General features: G+C 71.9%; 14 protein-coding genes. 8 read left to right on the top strand and 6 right to left on the bottom strand.

Translation table 11 applies throughout. The features are described from left to right. The first annotated feature begins 51 nt into the window (after window positions 1–51). From NI17_RS14135 to NI17_RS14155, 5 genes are all read left to right on the top strand, one after another. Window positions 52–996: a LysR family transcriptional regulator gene (locus NI17_RS14135; RefSeq protein WP_068688684.1), complete on the top strand. Its 945-nt coding sequence runs from the start codon at window positions 52–54 to the stop codon at window positions 994–996. A 49-nt stretch (window positions 997–1045) separates the two neighbouring features. Next, the gene (locus NI17_RS14140; protein ID WP_243597516.1) at window positions 1046–2509 is read left to right on the top strand and encodes a fused MFS/spermidine synthase; all 1464 of its coding nucleotides are present in this window, start codon (window positions 1046–1048) and stop codon (window positions 2507–2509) included. Between the two features lie 447 nt (window positions 2510–2956). Beyond that, window positions 2957–3868: a DMT family transporter gene (locus NI17_RS14145; RefSeq protein ID WP_068688680.1), complete on the top strand. Its 912-nt coding sequence runs from the start codon at window positions 2957–2959 to the stop codon at window positions 3866–3868. A gap of 35 nt (window positions 3869–3903) precedes the next feature. Beyond that, window positions 3904–5160: a glycosyltransferase gene (locus NI17_RS14150; RefSeq protein ID WP_481571774.1), complete on the top strand. Its 1257-nt coding sequence runs from the start codon at window positions 3904–3906 to the stop codon at window positions 5158–5160. Window positions 5161–5253: 93 nt separating this feature from the next. Next, a complete protein-coding gene (locus NI17_RS14155; RefSeq protein ID WP_068688677.1) occupies window positions 5254–5646 on the top strand; it encodes a hypothetical protein in 393 nt (130 codons plus the stop codon). Here the strand turns inward: NI17_RS14155 and NI17_RS14160 are convergent. Next, entirely contained in the window at window positions 5634–6593 is a 960-nt protein-coding gene (locus tag NI17_RS14160; RefSeq protein WP_068688675.1) for an NAD(P)-dependent oxidoreductase, read from the bottom strand. The two genes, NI17_RS14155 and NI17_RS14160, sit on opposite strands and share 13 nt — an antisense overlap. A 533-nt stretch (window positions 6594–7126) precedes the next feature. Between NI17_RS14160 and NI17_RS14165 the strand changes: the two genes are divergently transcribed. Beyond that, the gene (locus tag NI17_RS14165; RefSeq protein ID WP_068688673.1) at window positions 7127–8266 is read left to right on the top strand and encodes a hypothetical protein; all 1140 of its coding nucleotides are present in this window, start codon (window positions 7127–7129) and stop codon (window positions 8264–8266) included. Window positions 8267–8580: 314 nt separating this feature from the next. On the opposite strand, the gene NI17_RS14170 is transcribed toward NI17_RS14165, so the two are convergent. From NI17_RS14170 to NI17_RS14180, 3 genes are all read right to left on the bottom strand, one after another. Then, window positions 8581–9477, bottom strand: coding sequence for a hypothetical protein (locus NI17_RS14170; protein ID WP_068688671.1), 897 nt, complete (start codon window positions 9475–9477; stop codon window positions 8581–8583). Window positions 9478–10284: 807 nt separating this feature from the next. After that, window positions 10285–11430 carry a C40 family peptidase gene (locus NI17_RS14175; RefSeq protein WP_068688669.1) on the bottom strand — a complete coding sequence of 382 codons (1146 nt, stop codon included), beginning with the start codon at window positions 11428–11430 and terminating at the stop codon, window positions 10285–10287. A 243-nt stretch (window positions 11431–11673) separates the two neighbouring features. Further along, the gene (locus tag NI17_RS14180; protein WP_068688667.1) at window positions 11674–12585 is read right to left on the bottom strand and encodes a 2-hydroxyacid dehydrogenase; all 912 of its coding nucleotides are present in this window, start codon (window positions 12583–12585) and stop codon (window positions 11674–11676) included. A gap of 171 nt (window positions 12586–12756) precedes the next feature. Here NI17_RS14180 and NI17_RS14185 point away from each other — a divergent pair, with 171 nt between their 5' ends. Beyond that, complete coding sequence (locus NI17_RS14185) at window positions 12757–13656, top strand: diacylglycerol/lipid kinase family protein (RefSeq protein ID WP_068688666.1); 900 nt, start codon at window positions 12757–12759, stop codon at window positions 13654–13656. A gap of 11 nt (window positions 13657–13667) precedes the next feature. On the opposite strand, the gene NI17_RS14190 is transcribed toward NI17_RS14185, so the two are convergent. Both NI17_RS14190 and NI17_RS14195 read right to left on the bottom strand, forming a co-directional pair. Then, a complete protein-coding gene (locus tag NI17_RS14190) occupies window positions 13668–14471 on the bottom strand; it encodes a TrmH family RNA methyltransferase (RefSeq protein ID WP_068688665.1) in 804 nt (267 codons plus the stop codon). Between the two features lie 23 nt (window positions 14472–14494). Beyond that, window positions 14495–14998 carry a hypothetical protein gene (locus NI17_RS14195; RefSeq protein WP_068688657.1) on the bottom strand — a complete coding sequence of 168 codons (504 nt, stop codon included), beginning with the start codon at window positions 14996–14998 and terminating at the stop codon, window positions 14495–14497. A 636-nt stretch (window positions 14999–15634) separates the two neighbouring features. On the opposite strand from NI17_RS14195, the gene NI17_RS14200 reads away from it, so the two are divergent. Next, entirely contained in the window at window positions 15635–17392 is a 1758-nt protein-coding gene (locus NI17_RS14200) for a substrate-binding and VWA domain-containing protein (protein WP_068688655.1), read from the top strand. Window positions 17393–17411: the final 19 nt, after the last annotated feature.

Consider the following 17411-nt stretch of genomic DNA (forward strand, 5'->3'; position numbering starts at 1 on the left):
CCATCCGTTAGCACAAGCTAATCTTTCCGATGGATAGCGTAAGTTGGCCTTATGCTCGATCTGAGACGACTCCAGGTGCTGCACGAATTCGCGGTCCGGGGCACGATCGCGGCGACCGCCGCCGCCCTCGGCTACACCCCCTCCGCCGTCTCCCAGCAACTGTCGGCGCTGGAACGCGAGGTGGGCACGCAACTGCTGGACCGCACCGCGCGCAGCGCGGAACTGACCGACGCCGGACGGCTGCTGCTGGGCCACGCCGAACAGATCCTGGCCATGGTCGAGGCCGCCGAATCGGTGCTGGCCGCGCAGACCGGCGCGCCCCGCGGACGGGTCACCATCACCGCGTTCCCCACCGCGGCCGTCGCCTTCGCCCCGACCCTCGCGCACCGCCTGCGGGCCCACGACGGGATGCAACTGGTGCTGCGCCAGACCTCCGAGGGCAGCGGGACCCGCCAGGTCCGCACCGCGGAGGCCGACATCTCCCTCATCGACGACTGGTCGGGGCGCGCCCCCGACAGCGCGGCGGGCACCCTGCGGCACTACCCGCTGCTGCGCGACCCCCTGGTGCTCGCGGTGCCCGAGGGGCACCGCCTGGCCGATCCGTCCGTCCCCGTCGACCTGACCGGCCTCCTCGACGAGTCCTGGGTGACCGCCCCTTCGAGCGAACCCTCCCGCGCCGCCATCGACCGCCTGCTCAGCGACGTCGGCGGAGCCCCCGGAGCGGTCTGGGAGTTCGAGGGCATCGGCACCATCATGAGCCTGGTCGCCCGCGGCCTGGGCATCGCCGCGGTCCCCTCGCTGTCCTTCGTCTCGCCCACCCCCGGCCTGGTCCACCGCGGCATCCCCGGCGCCCCCGCCCGCGAGGTCTACGCCGTCGTGCGCGCCACGAGCGTGCGGTGCCCCGCCATCGAGGTCACCCTCCGGGCCCTGCACGAAGCGGCCGAGGAGGTCAACCGGTCCCTGGCCGCCGAACTGGGCGGACCGCCGCCCACCTGAGCGGTCTTCGCCGGTCCGCCCCTCCGCTACCCTCGCTGCCATGAACCGGATGCTCGCCACGGCGGTGGTGTTCCTCTCCTCCGCGGTCGTGCTGGTCCTGGAGGTCTCGGTCATCCGCCTGGTCGCGCCCTACTCCGGGGACACCCTGGAGACCTACACCGCGGCGATCGGGGTCGCCCTGGCGGCGATCGCGCTGGGCGCCAAGGCCGGAGGCGACGGCGCGGACCGCTGGCGGGCCGCGCCGCTGCTGGCGGCACTGCTGATCCTCGGCGGCGGCGGCACCCTGCTGGCCCGTCCCGTCGTGCTCCTCCTGGGTCCGCAGCTCGCGGGCGCCGGACCGATCACCGCGCTGCTGCTGGTCGCCTTCAGCATCGCGCTCCCGGTCGCCCTGCTGTCCGCGGTCGCCCCCGTGGTGGTCAAGACCCAACTGGCGGACCTGGAGCACGGCGGAAGCGTCGTCGGCCGCTTCAGCGCGTGGGGCACCGCGGGGGGTCTCGCGGGAACCGTCCTGACCGGCTACGTGCTCGTCGCCATGCTCCCGGTCTCCACGGTGCTGCTGGTCAGCGGCGGCGCGGTGGTCCTGCTGGGCCTGCTGTTCGCGCTGCGCGGCGGACTGCCGCACGGCCCGCGCGCCACGTTCGCGATGCTCGGCGTCTGCCTGGTCGGCGGCACGCTGCTGGTCGGGGTGGAGTCCCCCTGCGACGCCGAGACCGCCTACTACTGCGCCCGGGTGGAGGCGGACCCCGAGCGCCCCAGCGGTCGGGTGCTGTACCTCGACGACCTGCGGCACGGCTACGTGGACCTGGCCGACCCCACCCACCTGGAGTTCGCCTACACGCAGTGGCTGGGCGCCGCCGTGGACTCCCAGCTCCCCGAGGGGCCGGTGGAGAGCCTGCACGTGGGCGGCGGCGCCTACACGGTGCCGCGCTGGCTGGCGGCCTCCCGCCCGGGGTCGACCAGCACGGTCCTCGAAGTCGACCCGGCCGTCACCGAACTGGCCCGGCAGGAGCTGGACCTGCGCACCGGTCCCGGCCTCACCGTGGTGCCGGGCGACGCCCGCACCTCGGTCGTGGACCTCGCCTCCGACAGTCGCGACCTGGTGGTGGGGGACGCGTTCGGAGGGCTGAGCGTTCCCTGGCACCTGACAACCCGGGAGTTCGCCGCCCAGATCCGGCGGGTCCTGCGCCCGGAGGGGCTGTACGTCGCCAACGTCATCGACCGCGGCCCCCGCGCGTTCCTCGCCGCCCAGACCGCGACGCTCGGCGAGGTCTTCACGCACGTGGCGGTGGTCGCGGAGCGCGGCAGCCTCGACTCCCCCGCCGGGGGCAACCACGTGGTCGTCGCCTCCGACGCGCCCCTGGACACCGCAGCCCTGGCCGAAGCGGTGGCGGCCGCCCCGGAGGCGGGCGCCCTCGCCGACGGTGAACTGCTCGCCCGGTGGCGCTCCGAGGGACTGGTCCTCACCGACGACCACGCCCCCGTGGACCAGTTGCTGACGCCCTACCTGTCCTGAGGCCGACGCCGGGAAGCCAGGAGCGGAGGAGTCTCCGGGGGCCTCGGCCGAGGGGGTCGCATGCCCTCCTCCCCGAGGCGACAGGCCCCTCGGGGCCGGGCCACCCGAAACCCTGGAACCGGGTCCACCCGCTCGCCTGGGGCCGCGGCGGACCGGAAACTCCCTAGGTACCCCTGCCAGCAGATTCGCGAATTTTGGCCAGAATTTCCGCTCCGGCTTCCCGACTCTTCGGCGCCCGCAAACCCACAGGGGATATTCCTGTGCGAAGAGGCGGGTCCACCCCGATCGGGGTGGGGCTACCACCACCCCGATCGGGGGTGTTCTCCTCATAGATCGGGACATCGGCCGGTTTATAGCCTTGTGACAGCGAGGACGCAGCCGTCCGGCAGGATTCGGGGAGGAACGCGTGCACCGGAACACAGTTGCACACCGTGATGGGAAAGCCCTTTGACCTGGGCGATCGCGATCGCGCTGACAGGGGCGTTCTGTCTGGCGCTGGGCTCGGCCCTCCAGGAGCGTGACGCGATCCGCGCCCCGGGCGCCAGCGTGGCCCGTCTCGGCTTCCTGCTGCACCTGGCGCGCCGCCCCCGGTGGCTGTTGGGTTCCCTGGCCGCCGCGACGGGAGTCTGCCTCCACCTGGTGGCGTTGAGCGCGGCCCCGCTGACCATCGTCCAGCCCCTCGGAGTCACCGGACTGCTGTTCGCGATCGTACTGTCGGCGCTGTTCAATCGGCAGCGGATCCGGTTGGGACAACTACTGGCCGGTGCGGCCGTGATGGTCGGCCTGGTCGGTCTGCTCACCCTCTTCCCACACAGCGCGGACCCGCCGGTCCTGCCGGTCCCGGTCGCTCTGGCGCTGACCGGAGGGGTCGCAGCCGTGGGAACGGCGGGCTACCTGGTGGCCCACTGGATTCCCGCGGGTCCCCGGGCCGTGCTACTGGCCGTCTTCGGCGGGGCCGCGCTGGGCACCACGTCGGCGCTGACCCGTGTCGTGGCCGTGGGCGCCGCCACCGACCTGACCGCGGTGTTCAGTTGGCTCACCCTGCTGGCCGTGGCCATCGCGGTGTTCGGCGGGCTGCTGCAGCAGAACGCCTACCGGACCGGGCACTTCGCCGCCGCCTACGCCACGCTCCTGGTCGTCGACCCCGTCGTGGGCGCGGGCATCGGCGTGCTGGTGCTCGGAGAGGCGGTGCCGACCACCCCGCTCGCCCAACTGCTGGCAGCGGGCGCGGTGCTGCTGGCGGTCGCCGGAACCACCGTGCTGGCCCGGGCCGAGAACCGCAACCCCGAAGTGGCCCGACACTTCCCCACCCCCTCCGTAACCGACCTCGTCCACACCACACCGGGAGACCCCAGATGACCTCCACGAACCAGCGTGCGCGCACCCGTCGGAACATGCGCGACAGCGAGGCGCGGCGGCGCGTTCTCATCGCCACCGACACCTATCCGCCGGACGTCAACGGGGCCGGATACTTCACCTACCGCCTGGCCACCGGACTGGCGGAGCGGGGCCACGACGTGCACGTGGTGTGCGCGTCGGCGTCGGGACCGCCCCGCGTGGAGGTCCGCGACGGCGTGATGCTGCACCGGCTGCGCTCGGTCCCGGTCCTGGTCCACCCCACGATGCGCACCGCGCTCCCCCTCGGGGTGAGCGGGCACGTCGCCCGACTCGTCGACCAGCTCGCGCCGCACGTCGTGCACTCGCAGAGCCACTTCACCGTCAGCCGCGCGGCCATCCGGTGCGGTCGCCTGGCCGGTGTCCCGGTGGTGATGACCAACCACTTCATGCCGGACAACCTGTTCGCGCACGCGCACATCCCCGAGCGGCTGCACGGGGTCGTGGGGTCGCTGGCCTGGCAGGACATGATCAGGGTGGCGGAGACGGCCGACTACGTCACCACGCCCACCCAGCGCGCCGCCGAACTGCTGGCCGGCAAGGGATTCCGGCGCCCGGTCGAGGCGGTGTCGTGCGGCATCGACCTGGAGCGGTTCCGGCCGCGCCCGCACGAGCGCGCCGCGGCGCGCGTCCGCCTCGGGCTGCCCGACCGCGAGACCATGGTCTTCGTCGGCCGTCTGGACGAGGAGAAGCGCATCGACGAGCTGGTCCGGTCGCTGCCCGAACTGCTGCGCCGCCGCGACGTCCAGCTTGCGCTGGCGGGGACCGGGCAGCGCAGGGCGGAGCTGGAGCAGCTGGCCCGGTCGCTCGGGGTGGCCGAGCGGGTCCACTTCCTCGGTTTCGTGCCCGACGAGGACCTGCCGCTGGTCTACGTCGCCGCGGACCTGTTCGCGATCGGGAGCGTGGCCGAGCTGCAGAGCATCGCCACGCTGGAGGCCATGTCCACCGGGCTTCCCGTGGTGGCGGCCGACGCGCTGGCCCTGCCGCACCTGGTGCGGCCGGAGCGCAACGGCTACCTGTACCCGCCGGGGGACGTGGCGGCGCTGACCCGGCACCTGCTCGCGGTTCTGGAGTCGCCCGAGCGCCGTGCCGCCATGGGCACCGCCAGCCGGGAGATCGCGCAGACCCACGACCACCGGCGCTCCCTGGACCGGTTCGAGCAGATCTACGCCGAGGTACGTCCCGCGTCCCGGCTCTCGCGGCGCCGTGTTCCGCGGGTCGCCTCCGCCTCCTGGGAGCGCACGGCCGCGGCGTGACGCTGCGGGAGGTTTTGCCCGCGTGTCGCACCTTTCCGCGCTCTTTGCCCCTTCGGCTGTTGAATGTCGAGGAGACGGGATAGCCGAAGGGGCGTGTGGTTCGCCAGAAAGCGTCGGATTCGGGGAGCGGACGCGCTGAACGCGCTGCTCGCCGAGGTCAACCGCGCCGAACTCCAGGTTGAGACGTGCAACCGCGCGCTCGGTGTGTGCGAGCGCGAACACACCGACCTGGAGTCGCGCGTGCGGCGGTTGGAAGCCGAGCTCGCCGAGCTGCGCGAGGCGCGCATCGAGGCGTACTCCCGGTGGTGGGAGACCCGTGAGGCCCGCGACAGGGCGCTGCACGTCGCCCGTCGGCTGCGTCGGCGTCTCAACCGGCTCCAGCACCGACTGGCCTGCCGGGAGCGCTCCTCCGAGGAGGGGAGCCTGCCGTCGGGTCCCGTCTCCCTCGGGAGGGGCCGCCCGCGGGAGCGGCGTCAGGAGGTCTGAACGGACTCCTGCAGGGGCCGGGAGAGCGGGCTGGCCACCGTGGCGACCGGGAACCCCCGGTCGCGCCAGGCGATGACGTGGCCTGCCAGCGTCGCGAGCCGGTCCTGCGCCCGGACGGCCTTCTCCGGGGAGAACAGCACCGAGGGGTGGTTGCGCAGCGCGCAGGTCTCGTCCAGGTGGCCGGTTCCGGCCAGTGGGTATCCCGCGGAGTAGCCGGCGAGCGCTCCGGTGTCCAGCGCGGTGAGCAGCGCGTCGCGGTCGACCAGGCCGGGACTGGACAGGTTGATCAGGACCGCGCCCGGACGCATCCGGGCCAGTGCCCGCGTCCCGATGAGTCCCCGGGTGCCGACGGTCACGGGCACGTGCAGGGAGACCACGTCGGCCGTGCCGAGCAGTTGGGGCAGTTCCATCCGGGCGACCCCGCGGGGCCAGCTCCGCAGCCGCGACCCGGTACCGACGACCCGCCGGAACAGGGGCATGGCGAGATTGGCGAACCCGGTGGCCACCTGCCCCATCCCCACCAGCCCGAGAGTGAGATCGCTCACGCGGGGGGCTGGTTGGAGCCGCGCGAGGCTGTTGTTGGCGATTCTGCGCAACTGGGCCAGCGTCAGGGTGAGCGCACGGCCGGCCGCCTGGTCGACGTTCTCGCGTCGGGGCGGCCGGGAGACCCACAGTCCGCGCCGTTCGGCCTCGGCGACGTCGACCCCGGAACAGTCCTGGCGGGCGGTCATGACCAGACGCAGTGTCGGCAGCGCGTCCAGGAGTGCGGCGTCCACCCGGGCGTCGTGGACGATGAGGGCCACCGCCCCGGCGGCCTCGACCGCGATGCGTGCGGGATCGCAGGTCTGCAGCACCCGGGTCCGGAAACCGGCTTCGGTGAGCAGACGGAGCGCGGGAGCCGGATCACAGGTGCCGGTATCCGTGATGACCACGTACGGAGCAGTCATGGCCACCTCCAGTGGACGGCACGACCAAACAGCGATAACAGTCCAAAAAAGTACCTTTTGCCGCCCGGCGAAACCAGTGCGCCCCTCTGAAGCTCAGGACGCCTCGCGTTTGGAAGCGCTCCCATGACAGGGGATTCCGACTCTCGGAAGTGAAATTGTGATCTGCGTCACACTCCTTTACGCGATCGACATGTAACTTTTTGTTTGTTTCGACAGGTCGGTCCGCATCCCCCTTCTCCACCCCGAAAAGCCACGGGAAGAGCACCGCCCGGCCGACCCGGTCACCAGGTTGCTTTTTCTCCGCCCGGAACGACCGGATGCCCCCGATCCCCGCGGACGCGCCGTTCGCGACGGCGGATCCGTCCGGTTCACCCACCGGAACCCGTCGATTCGGTACCCGCCTCCGAACGACACGGGCACTTTTTGCAAGCAATCCATTACCGCCTGTGAGAATTTAGGAGCTGGCGGCGTCCCCTTTCAGCGCAGACGCCACCCACCGCTTTCTTTCGCAACAGCCAACCGAGAGGTTCACGATGCGCAAACCCCATAATCGGTGGACCGTGCTGGCGGGCGCGGCCGCCGTCTCTCTGGCAGCGTTCGGGTTTCCCGCCCTGGCCGCAGCCGACGGGGACGCGGCCCCGGCCTCGCAGACCGTCCACCAGAAGTCGACGTACCTGGTCGACGGATACCGGGTCGGTTACCTTCCGCCCGGCCTGAGCAACTACGGCTCCAGCACGGAGACCTCCACCGACGGCGAGGGCAACCGCACCTCGTACGTGATGTGGTCCCGGGGCGAGACGGTCCACGGGAAGGTGGGCGTGCGCCGCCGGGCCGCGGCCTTCACCCTGGACGAGGTCCGCGACCAGCACCACGGGCACCTGGACTCCCGGACGCTGCGCAGGGTCACCGTCAACGGCAGCCCCGGCTACCTCTCCAGGACCGCCGGCGAGGTGTTCTGGGTGGACCGGGAGGGCGCGGCCCTCTCCGTGTTCCTGGAGCCCAGCCGGTGGTCCCCGACCGAGCTGATGAAGATGGCCGAGGGCGTCACACCGCACGCGGAGTCGGCCTCGTCCTTCTCCGTCACCCACGAGGGCGACGGGTCCGCACTCGGCCTCATGCGGAACCTGGTCGGCGAGGGCGGCGAACGCTCATGGCTCATGGCCCCCTTCGGCGACCCCGCAACGGAGCAGACCGATTCCGCGGAGAGCGCGCAGCAGGACGAGGAGCAGCCCCGCCTGCTGCCCGCGCCCGCCGACGCGCCCTCCTCGCCGTCCTCGGACAGCACCGAGGACGGCGAGACGGGCGGACCGACAGACGAACAGGCCACCGAGGTCATGGTCTGCCTCACCGAGGAGGCCGACATGCCCCGCGAGGAGGTCCCCACCGAGGGCGGCGTCACCACCCCGTGGGGCGGAGCGAACTGGAACTCCGGGCTGTGGGAACTGGTTCCGCTGCCGACCCGCGAGGCCGCCGTCGTGGAGTGCGCCCGCCGGACCGGTCTGGAGCAGGCCGAGGTCCAGGAGGTGGCCGACTCGCTCGGCTCCGAGCGGTCCGCCTCCGACAGCGACTCCTCGGAGGAGGACACCGACCGCTCCTCCCAGGACTCCGAGTCCGTCGAGCAGTCCGAGGACAGCCAGCAGAAGAGCCCGTGGGACCTGCTTCCCTGGCTGTGACCCTCCCCCTCCACGGAGCGGGAGGGGCTTCCGGGCCACGCCGCCCGGTCCTCCGGTGAGTGGCCGGGTCCCGCACGAGCGGCACCGGCCGGGCGAACCCTCGCCCGGACACCGGACTCCGGGGAAGCGGGCGGGAAGTGACGTGCTCGATCCCGCCGTGCCGCCTCAGCGCCGCACCGTTCCGGCACCCGGGAAGCCGATCCGCCCGGCAGCGGATCGGCTTTCCGCGTCCGGTCCCCGCACGTCCCCGCCGGAAGCACCGTACGGCGGGTCGTCCGCTCCGGAAGGCCGACCATCCGCCCGCACGGTGCTCCTCACGTCGGCCACGGGAGGGCGGGGTCGAGCAGACCGAGACGTTCGGCGTCGACCACCGGGTCCCGGGTGCTGCACGAACCGTAACCGACGAACAGCTCCCGGACCCCGACCGCCGTCGCCCCGTCGATCCCGCGGACCCGGGCGAGCAGGCGGTCGGGGTCGGTGACGGCCAGCACCCTGGCCACCCTGTTGGGGCCGTCCCCCGCCAACGCCCCCGCGGTGGCGGCGAGCAGGTTGAGATAGCCGAGGGGGACGAACCCGGTGAGGGGGTCGGTGTGCCGGACCGCGTGGTGCGGTCCGGCGGCGACCCGGAACGGAACCCCGTGGTCGGCGCAGGCCACGATGAACGCGGCCACCTCGTCGGGGTCGGGGAACGCCTCCTCGCTGGCTCCGCCGCAGCTGATCCGGGCCCCCAGGCCGGGCACTCCGGAGAGTTGGGCGATGTTCTCACGCCCCTCGCGGCCCCGGTCGAACTCGACGTAGATCGGCGGCGGTGCCGCGGGGGTCCGCAGCCTCCGGGAGAGGAACCGCCTTCCGCGCACGGGGCGGGCCGCCGTCCGGAGGTAGCGGGCGGCCTTGCCGACGTCGGGACCGGACGCCCGGATCTCGTAGTGGGTGATCCGCGTCCTCGGGTCGGCCGCCCCTCCGTCACCGAGCAGCTCCCGCTCGGTGTCGAAGACCACGCCGACATCGACCCGCTCGCCGTCGTCGAGCCGGGAGCACAGTTCGGGCAGCGCGCCCACCGGGCACAGCAGACGCCCGGTGTGCATGGGATGGCCGACGGTCCGGTCCGCCCGGTGACGCGCCAGCGCCTGCCGCATCGGCAGCGCGGTCGGCGGAAACAGTCCGGCGTCGTCGACCAGGTCGCGCAGCAGGATCGCAACGGTCTCACTCATGGTCTGCGCGGCGCGGTCGCCCCGGTCCCCGACCGGAGCGGACGGCGCCGTCCCCCTTCCTCCGCACCCTGGGGCGGCCGATCCGCGGATCACGGTCACGGTGCGACACGCCCCCGTCCACGCCGGGGCCGCTCCCCTCCCGGGCACGGGCGGCCGCACGTACCGCCCCGGCGGCCGGCGCCGGACCTCTCCGGAAGCAGCGGGCACGCGGGCCGCGCCCCTCCGCCGCACCGGACGCAGCGGCGTCTTCCAGTGCTCTTCCCCGTCCTCCACCGGGCACCCCACCCTCCCCACACCAGAAGATCCGACACTCCTCCACAAAATCCATTATTGGGATTCCGGGTGCACAACACCCCATCCCTGCGGCTTCCCGGCGGTCCGCCAACCAGATCCCGTTTTTCTCGCGAAGTCCGGAATCGTCCGACCACAACGGAAGCAACACCGAAGCACGGCTGCGACCCCGGAAACGGTCAGGCAACAGCCGCGAACTCCCATGATTTCCGCTATTTTGGGGTTGATGGCAGCGGTGTGGGCCGCTCTTGCCAAAAAACCGGCAGCACTTTATGTTTGCGCATGAGTGTCAGCCACCGCGCCACAGCGGGCGTGCGTGGTCGGACAACCGAATACCTTACGCAGGGACGCCCTCACCGGACTCCCCCTCCCTCCGTGAGGGTTCCTGCCTCCCCCCTCCTGCCGAGCCAGCCCTCCCCTCCCGGTTGGTCTCATCGCCAGGAGGTCGAAGGGGACCACGCCGGCGCGGCGTGGTCCCCTTCTCCGTCTTCCGGCCGCGGAGGTCCGCGGCGCGGCTCAGTCGGCCACGTGTACCCGGACCACTCCGGCCATCTTGTGCGTGCGGACGTCGGTCACCTTCACCACGTCGCCGGTCCGCGGCGCCTCCAGCATCCTGCCGTCACCGAGGTAGATCGCCACATGGGAGATGTAGTCCGGAGCTGTCGGGTCGCTACGCCAGAAGATCAGGTCGCCCCGCCGGGCGTCGGCGTAGTCAACGTGCTCGCCGGCCCACCACTGGTCGTGGGTGACCCTGGGAATCTCCACGCCCGCCTGGCGGAAGGCCCACTGCACCAGACCGGAGCAGTCGAACCCCTCCCCCGGGGTGGTCCCGCCCCACACGTAGGGCACCCCGAGTTGGCTCTCGGCCGCGGCGATCATCCGCTCGATCACCGCACCGCCGACCGGTTCGCCGTCGGCGTCGGGGGAGTCCGTCCCGGACTCCTCGGCCAGCAACTGCAGACTGACGTCGGAGCCGAGGACCTCCAGCAGGTCCTCCCTGAGCTGCCACAGGTCGGTGTCGGGAGCCGAGACGACCAGCCCGTTGCCGCTGGGGAAGCCCAACTCCCCGGCGGACTCCCGGGAGATCAGCGCGTCGATCCCCGCCACTCCCGAAGTGGCGTGGGTCCACACCTCCTTGTCGACCGTTCCTCTGGCACCGGCCATGGCCACCGTGCTGCCCAGGTCGAGGTCCCGCTGCTTGCCCGCGTCGTTGGACAGCGCGATCCGCCCCTCGGCGATGCCCTGCCAGATCTCGTCGGCCTTCGCGGAGGGGGTCGGGGCGTAGTTCCGGAAGGTGGAGGGGTCCACCCCCAGAACGGACATGGTCACGCCGTCGATCCGGATCCGGGCCGCGTCCACCACCTCGACCGAGCGCACGCCGTCGATGTCGCGGACCCTGTCGACGAGATCGGAGTCCAAGGACGTGGCGGAGACCGCGAAGTACTCCCGCGAACGCGACTCGTCGAACGGAGCGACCTGACTGCCGCGTCCGAGCCGCTCCTTTCCGGCAACGGGAGGCGAGGGGGAATCACCGGCGTCGGTGGAAGCGCCCCCTCCCGAGGGGAGGGTGGAGGAGGTGGCGGATCGTCGATCCTCCGCACCGGGGTGGGGCTCGGCCCAGGCGGGCGAGCCGAAAGCGCTGAAGGCCACGACGAACACCATCGTGGTACCCGTACCGACCGTCAGCCGTCGCCGTACCGACACACTTGTGCCTTTCGGATATCCAGGGTGTGACTGTTGTCTCATACAAGAATGGAGGGAGAAACAAATTGTTTCAAGCCATAACAACAAACACTCCGTAAACGACACATAACACACCGGACGGTCCCCGGGGACGCACCGTGACGATCCCCCGCTTCACCAGCACCGATGCCGGCCCCGCCCGGGGAGGCGCCGCCGCGGCCGCTAGCTCTCGTCGAGACTGATCCGGTTGGCCAGCGGCTCGCCCGCGGCCCAACGACGCAACTGCTCGTCGACGAACCGCCTGGCCCGGGGATAGAAGGCAGCGGCCCCCCCGGCCACATGCGGAGTGAGGTAGACACCGGGGGCGCCCCACAACGGATGTCCGGGAGGCAGCGGTTCGGGATCGGTGACGTCCAGCGCGGCGCGCACCCGCCCCTTCTCGGCGAGCAGTGCCGCGGTGTCGACCACCGGCCCCCGGCCCACGTTCACCACGAGAGCGCCGTCCGGCAGCGCCGCGAGTTCGGTTCCGCCGATGAGCCCCTCGGTCTCAGGGGTGTGCGGGGTGGCGACCACGACGACGTCGGTGTCGGGCAGCAGTTGGTGCAGGTGCTCGATCCCGTACACGCCCGAGGCCGGACGGGCGCGGCGGGCCAGGCGCAGCACGGTGGCCTCGAAGGGCAGCAGCCGCGCCTCGATGGCCGCACCGATGCTGCCGTAGCCCACGATGAGCACCCGGCAGTCGGCGAGAGAACGGGTGTAGTGCGGATTCCACACGTGCTTCTGCTGGTCGGCTGCCCATCGGGGGAGGTCCCGCTGCGCGGCGAGGATGAGCGCGACGGCGTGCTCCGCGGTGCTCGCGTCGTGCAGTCCGCGTCCGTTGTACAGTCTGACGCCCCTCGGCAGGTCCGCCAGGACGTGCTCGTAGCCCGCGGTGAGCAGTTGGACCGCCCGCAGCCGGGGCATCCGCCGCATCAGTCCGACCCGCTGGACCCGGCCGTAGGGAACGACGTAGAAGACGACGTCGTCAAGGACGTCGGCAGGCGGTTCGCCCTGACCGTCGTAGACCTCCACGGTCAGTGCGGCAGGAGCGTTCTCCCTGTTCTGCTCCCAGGGCACCAGCACCCGCCCGTCCACTCCGACTCCTCCACTCCTCTGACTTTCCTGTTCTCGCACGCCCACGGTTCCCTGACGCTATCAGCCGTCCCCTTCCCGACCGATCGCGCGTAACCGGACCGTGCGCGGGAAGAGAGAACTCCACCGCCCAGCTTCGCGCCGTGGTCCCACGCCCCCTTCGGAGGTCCTGCCGTGCTTGTGATCAGCAACTCCCGGGCCGGGGGCAACGAGGACCGACAGTTGCGGGCCGCGGTGGGCGAACTGACCGTCTCGGGCACCGAGGCGGTGGAGGTCGTCTCGTGCGGCGACTCCGCGGAACTGGACGCGGCCCTGGACCTCGGCCACAGGACACTGGTGGTGGCGGGCGGGGACGGCTCCCTGCACGCCGTGGCCAACGCGCTGCACCGCCGCGGGGAACTCGACGACCACGTGATCGGCCTGCTTCCCCTGGGCACCGGCAACGACTTCGCCCGGAGCCTGGACATCCCCCTCGCCCCGGAGGCCGCCGCCCGCGCGTTCCTGGCGGGCAGCGCCCGGCCGCTGGACCTGTTCGTCGACGACACCGGGGAGGTGACGGTCAACGCCGTGCACCTGGGGATCGGCGCCGACTCCACCCGCGAGGCCGCCAGGTGGAAGAAGATGCTCGGCCCCGCGAGCTTTCCGGTCGGCGGGCTGATCGCGGGCTGGGCGGCCCAGGGATACCGCATGCTGGTGAAGGCCGACGGCGAGGAGGTGATCACGCCCCGGCGCAAGACCCTCATGACCGGTCTGGCCAACGGCCGCTACATCGGCGGCGGCGCGGGCACCCTCGATCCGGACGCGCGCCCCGACAACGGCATGATCAACCTGGTGGTCTCCCGCTCGCGCGGCCTCTGGCGGCGCGCCGCGCACGCCGTGCGCCTGCACCGGGGCACCCACCCGATGGAACTGGACGTCCACCGCCGTCTGGCACGCACCGTCACGGTTGTCAGCGAACCGGTGACGGCGAGCAGCGACGGCGAACTCACCGAAGGGATCACCGAGCGCACCTGGCGGGTGCTGCCCGGGGCATGGCGCTTCGTGGTGCCTCCGGGGCAGGGGCCGCGAGCCTGACCGGAAAGCCGTCAGCGGGTCAGTTCGTAGCAGGCGATGGCCGCCGCGGCGGTGACGTTGAGGGAGTCGACGTCGCGCGCGGCCATGGGGATGCGGGCCCGGACGTCGGCCTGCCCCAGCCACCGGGTGGACAGCCCGTCCCCCTCCGCCCCCAGCAGCAGCGCGTACCTGCCTTCTCCCTCCCCGACCGCCTCGGCCAGCGTCACCGCGTCCGGCGCGGGAGTCAGCGCCAGCAGGGTGAAGCCACGTCGACGCAGGTCGTCGAGTCCGCCGTACCAGTCGTCGAGCCGGGCGTAGGGAAGAGTGAAGACCGCTCCCATGGACACCTTGATCGCGCGCCGGTACAGCGGGTCGGCGCAGCGGGGGGCCAGCACGGCCGCGTCGACGCCCAGGCCGGCGGCGCTGCGGAAGATCGCGCCCACGTTGGTGTGGTCGACGATGTCCTCCAGGACCACGACGCGGCGCGCGTCCGCGACCACCTCGTCCACGCCGGGCAGCGGCTCGCGGTGGAAGGAGGCCAGGACGCCGCGGTGCAGGTGGAAGCCGACCAGTTGCTCGGCGACCGCGTCGTCGACCACGTACACCGGGGCCCCGAGGGCGCCGATGACGTCGTCCAGCGCCGCTCGGCGGCGGCGGGTGAGCAGCAGCGACCGCGGACGGTACCCGGCACGCAGCGCGCGGCGCACCACCTTCTCCCCCTCTGCCAGGAACAGCCCGTGTTCGGCCTCCAGGCTCCTGCGGAGGTTGCTGTCGCGCAACCGCACGTAGTCGGCCAACCGGTCGTCGGCCGCATCGGCCACCTCGATGACGCTCACGGCCCCATTGTCGCCGAGGCGGGCTAGTCGCGCAGTTCGACCAGTGGCCTGAGGCGCTGCCAGCGGGCCTCCTCGCAGGAGCCGACCCGGGTGACCTCGGTGTCGATCCGCACGTCGTTCCAGGTTCCGGTGACGACGGCGGTCTCCGGACCGTACACGTCGTCGGTGCAGATGGCGCCCGGGGCGACCTCCTCGAAGGGACCGGCCTCGTCCTCCTCTTCGGTGCTGGCGGCCAGTTGGGTGCAGACGGAGGGGTCGGAGAGGGGGTCACCGGTGCAGTCGAGACGCTGTTCGTAGGACTCCTCGCCGTCGTCCACCCGCACCTCGAGGCTCGCCACGGGCGAGTCCGGCAGTCCGGAGAGCCCGCTCATGGTCTGGGCCGCGGCCTCGGCCCGGATGTCGGGCACGGTCACGAAGGAGGCGCCCACCACGGCGGTGTAGACAACCGCTCCGCCCAGGCAGAGCGAACCGAGCACGGCACTGCCGACCGTGCCACGGAATTCCCGACGAGCGCCCAGCTTGGACATGGCCATCCTCTAAGAAGTCGAGCGATTCCGAATGGCCACGGCGGAGGTCTCCACCACGGCCGCCTCATCCCGCGACCCCCACCTCGCCGCCGGACCGGTCGGGTGTGCCACCAACGCCCCCGGCACAAACGCCACAACCGTGCGCATCCAGCACGCGAATCCCAGAAATCGACTGGCGCGAGCGATTCGTCATCCTAGCCCCGGTTTTCCCACGGCGGCATCCCGCCTTCGTCGCCACGGCGGCCGACACGCTGTCAGCACGGGGATGGGGGGGTTCCCATCCTGGGGGACAGGGCTGCGACCACGCCCCCCGCCCCCCAGCAGCGAGACGAAGGTCACAGCACGCACAGTCCCCGCCGGAGCCGATGCCGCCAGGAGGGCGGACTCCGGCCGCGGGCACCCCCGCCGCCCCACCGGTCATCACGTTTCGATAACTCACCGCGGACCCCACCGGACACTCCGACAAGCGGCGAACGATCTCCCATACCCCCCTGTAGGGCACAAATCACACATCTTCCCGCCCCCGGCCGCCGTCGCTCCCCTCCGCCCGCCCCCGCTGGCTGCCCTTTGTCCGAATCGCCGACTTGAGTACCGTTCCTCCTCAAACCCATCGGTAACAACTCCCGTGAGGTCATCTTGGGACGCCATCGCGGAACCAGCGCAGACGACCACGTCTCCGAGCCACGCCGCCGGGCGAGCCGGCGGCGGCGCCGCGGCACCGGACGTGCCCTCGCCGCGTTCGCCGCCGCGCTCGCCATCCTCGTCGGCCTCGGAGTCACCGGCTACTTCGTCCTGGACGGCAGGAGCGGCTGCGAGGACACCCCGCTGCAGGTCGCCGCGGCACCGGAGATCGCCCCCGTGCTCACCCACCTGGCCGCCGACTTCAACAGCGGCGAGCACACCGGCGGCCGGTGCGCGACCGTGGAGGTGCGCGGCGTGGACTCGGCCGACGTCGCCTACAGCATGACCGGCGCCGGACCGACCACGGGCGGGGCGGACTCCCAGGTGTGGATCCCCGACTCCACCCTGTGGGTCAAGGTCGTCCAGCGCGACGCGGACGACAACGCCGTCGTCAGCACCGGCACGTCCGTGGCCCGCTCCCCCCTGGTGCTGGTGACGACCGCGGGGAACGCCGCCGACGCCGAAACCCCGCTGTCCTGGGACAACCTGGTGCAGACCGAGGCGCTGGCCGGCCAGGAGTCGCTCCCCTACCAGGTGCACGTGGTCGACCCGGTCAACAGCTCCTCCGGGCTCGCCACACTCGCGCTCGTCAGCAACGCCATCGGAGACGAGGAAGCGGCCCAGACCCGGTTCATCGCCGCCCTGCAGGGGCTCCAGAAGTCGGTCGCCGCCGACGAGGAGGCCGCCCTCACCGTGCTCGGCGAGACCGCGGACAGCGAGGAGAAGGCACCGCTGCTGGTGCTGAGCGAGCAGGCCGCCTGGCGGCACAGCACCGAGGGCTCCGGTCCCGGGACAAGCGTCGTCTATCCCGAGGGCGGCACCTACACGCTGGACTACCCCTACGTCCTGCGCACCGACGACCCGGAGGTCCAACTCGCCGCCGAGAGGTTCCGCGCTTTCCTCACCGGCCAGGAGGCGCAGCAGGCCATCCGCGCCGACGGGTTCCGCTCCACCGACGACACGATCGACCCGACCGTGCTCACCGAGGACCTCGGCTTCCGCTCCGAGCACCCGGGAGAACTGCCCGTGCCCAGCGACCAGGCGACCAGGTCGCTGATCCAGGCCTGGAACCAGCTCAAACTCGGCACCCGACTGCTCACCGTGGTGGACATCTCCGGCTCCATGGCCGAATTCGTCCCCGGCACCGGACTCACCCGCATGCAGGTCACCAGCGCGGCCGCCACCCAGGGCCTCACCCTGTTCCCGCCCGACGCCGAGATGGGGCTCTGGGAGTTCTCGGTCCGGCTCGACGGCGACCTGGACCACCGCGAGACAGTTCCGATCCGTCCACTGGACACCGAGGTCGACGGCGGCACCCAGCACGAGGTGCTGACCGCGGCGCTGACCGGCCTGCAACCCAAGCCGGACGGCGACACCGGCCTGTACGACACGATCCTGGCCGCCTACCAGGAGATGACCGAGACCTACCGGGCGGACCGGGTGAACACCCTCCTGGTGCTCACCGACGGCAACAACGACGACGACGACAGCATCTCCCTGGAGGATCTGCTGGTCCGGTTGGAGGAGACGTACCTCCCCGACCGCCCGGTGAGCATCATCGCCATCTCCTTCGGGCCCGACGTGGACCCCGAGCCGCTGGAACGGATCGCCGAGGCCACCAACGGCGCGGCCTACGCCACGGAGGACCCCACCGAGATCGGCGAGATCTTCCTGAGCGTCTTCGCCCTGCGCATCTCCGACCAGGAGGGGTAGGGCCGCTGCCACGCGGCCG

This window comes from Thermobifida halotolerans, assembly GCF_003574835.2.
GTDB classification, from domain to species: Bacteria; Actinomycetota; Actinomycetes; order Streptosporangiales; family Streptosporangiaceae; genus Thermobifida; species Thermobifida halotolerans.

Excerpts from the sequence above, each read along its gene's own strand:
- NI17_RS14135 (WP_068688684.1), top strand. The coding sequence starts at position 52 with ATGCTCGATCTGAGACGACTCCAGGTGCTGCACGAATTCGCGGTCCGG.
- NI17_RS14160 (WP_068688675.1), bottom strand. The coding sequence starts at position 6,593 with ATGACTGCTCCGTACGTGGTCATCACGGATACCGGCACCTGTGATCCG.
- NI17_RS14150 (WP_481571774.1), top strand. The coding sequence starts at position 3,904 with ATGCGCGACAGCGAGGCGCGGCGGCGCGTTCTCATCGCCACCGACACC.
- NI17_RS14175 (WP_068688669.1), bottom strand. The coding sequence starts at position 11,430 with ATGGTGTTCGTCGTGGCCTTCAGCGCTTTCGGCTCGCCCGCCTGGGCC.
- NI17_RS14195 (WP_068688657.1), bottom strand. The coding sequence starts at position 14,998 with ATGTCCAAGCTGGGCGCTCGTCGGGAATTCCGTGGCACGGTCGGCAGT.
- NI17_RS14165 (WP_068688673.1), top strand. The coding sequence starts at position 7,127 with ATGCGCAAACCCCATAATCGGTGGACCGTGCTGGCGGGCGCGGCCGCC.
- NI17_RS14170 (WP_068688671.1), bottom strand. The coding sequence starts at position 9,477 with ATGAGTGAGACCGTTGCGATCCTGCTGCGCGACCTGGTCGACGACGCC.
- NI17_RS14140 (WP_243597516.1), top strand. The coding sequence starts at position 1,046 with ATGCTCGCCACGGCGGTGGTGTTCCTCTCCTCCGCGGTCGTGCTGGTC.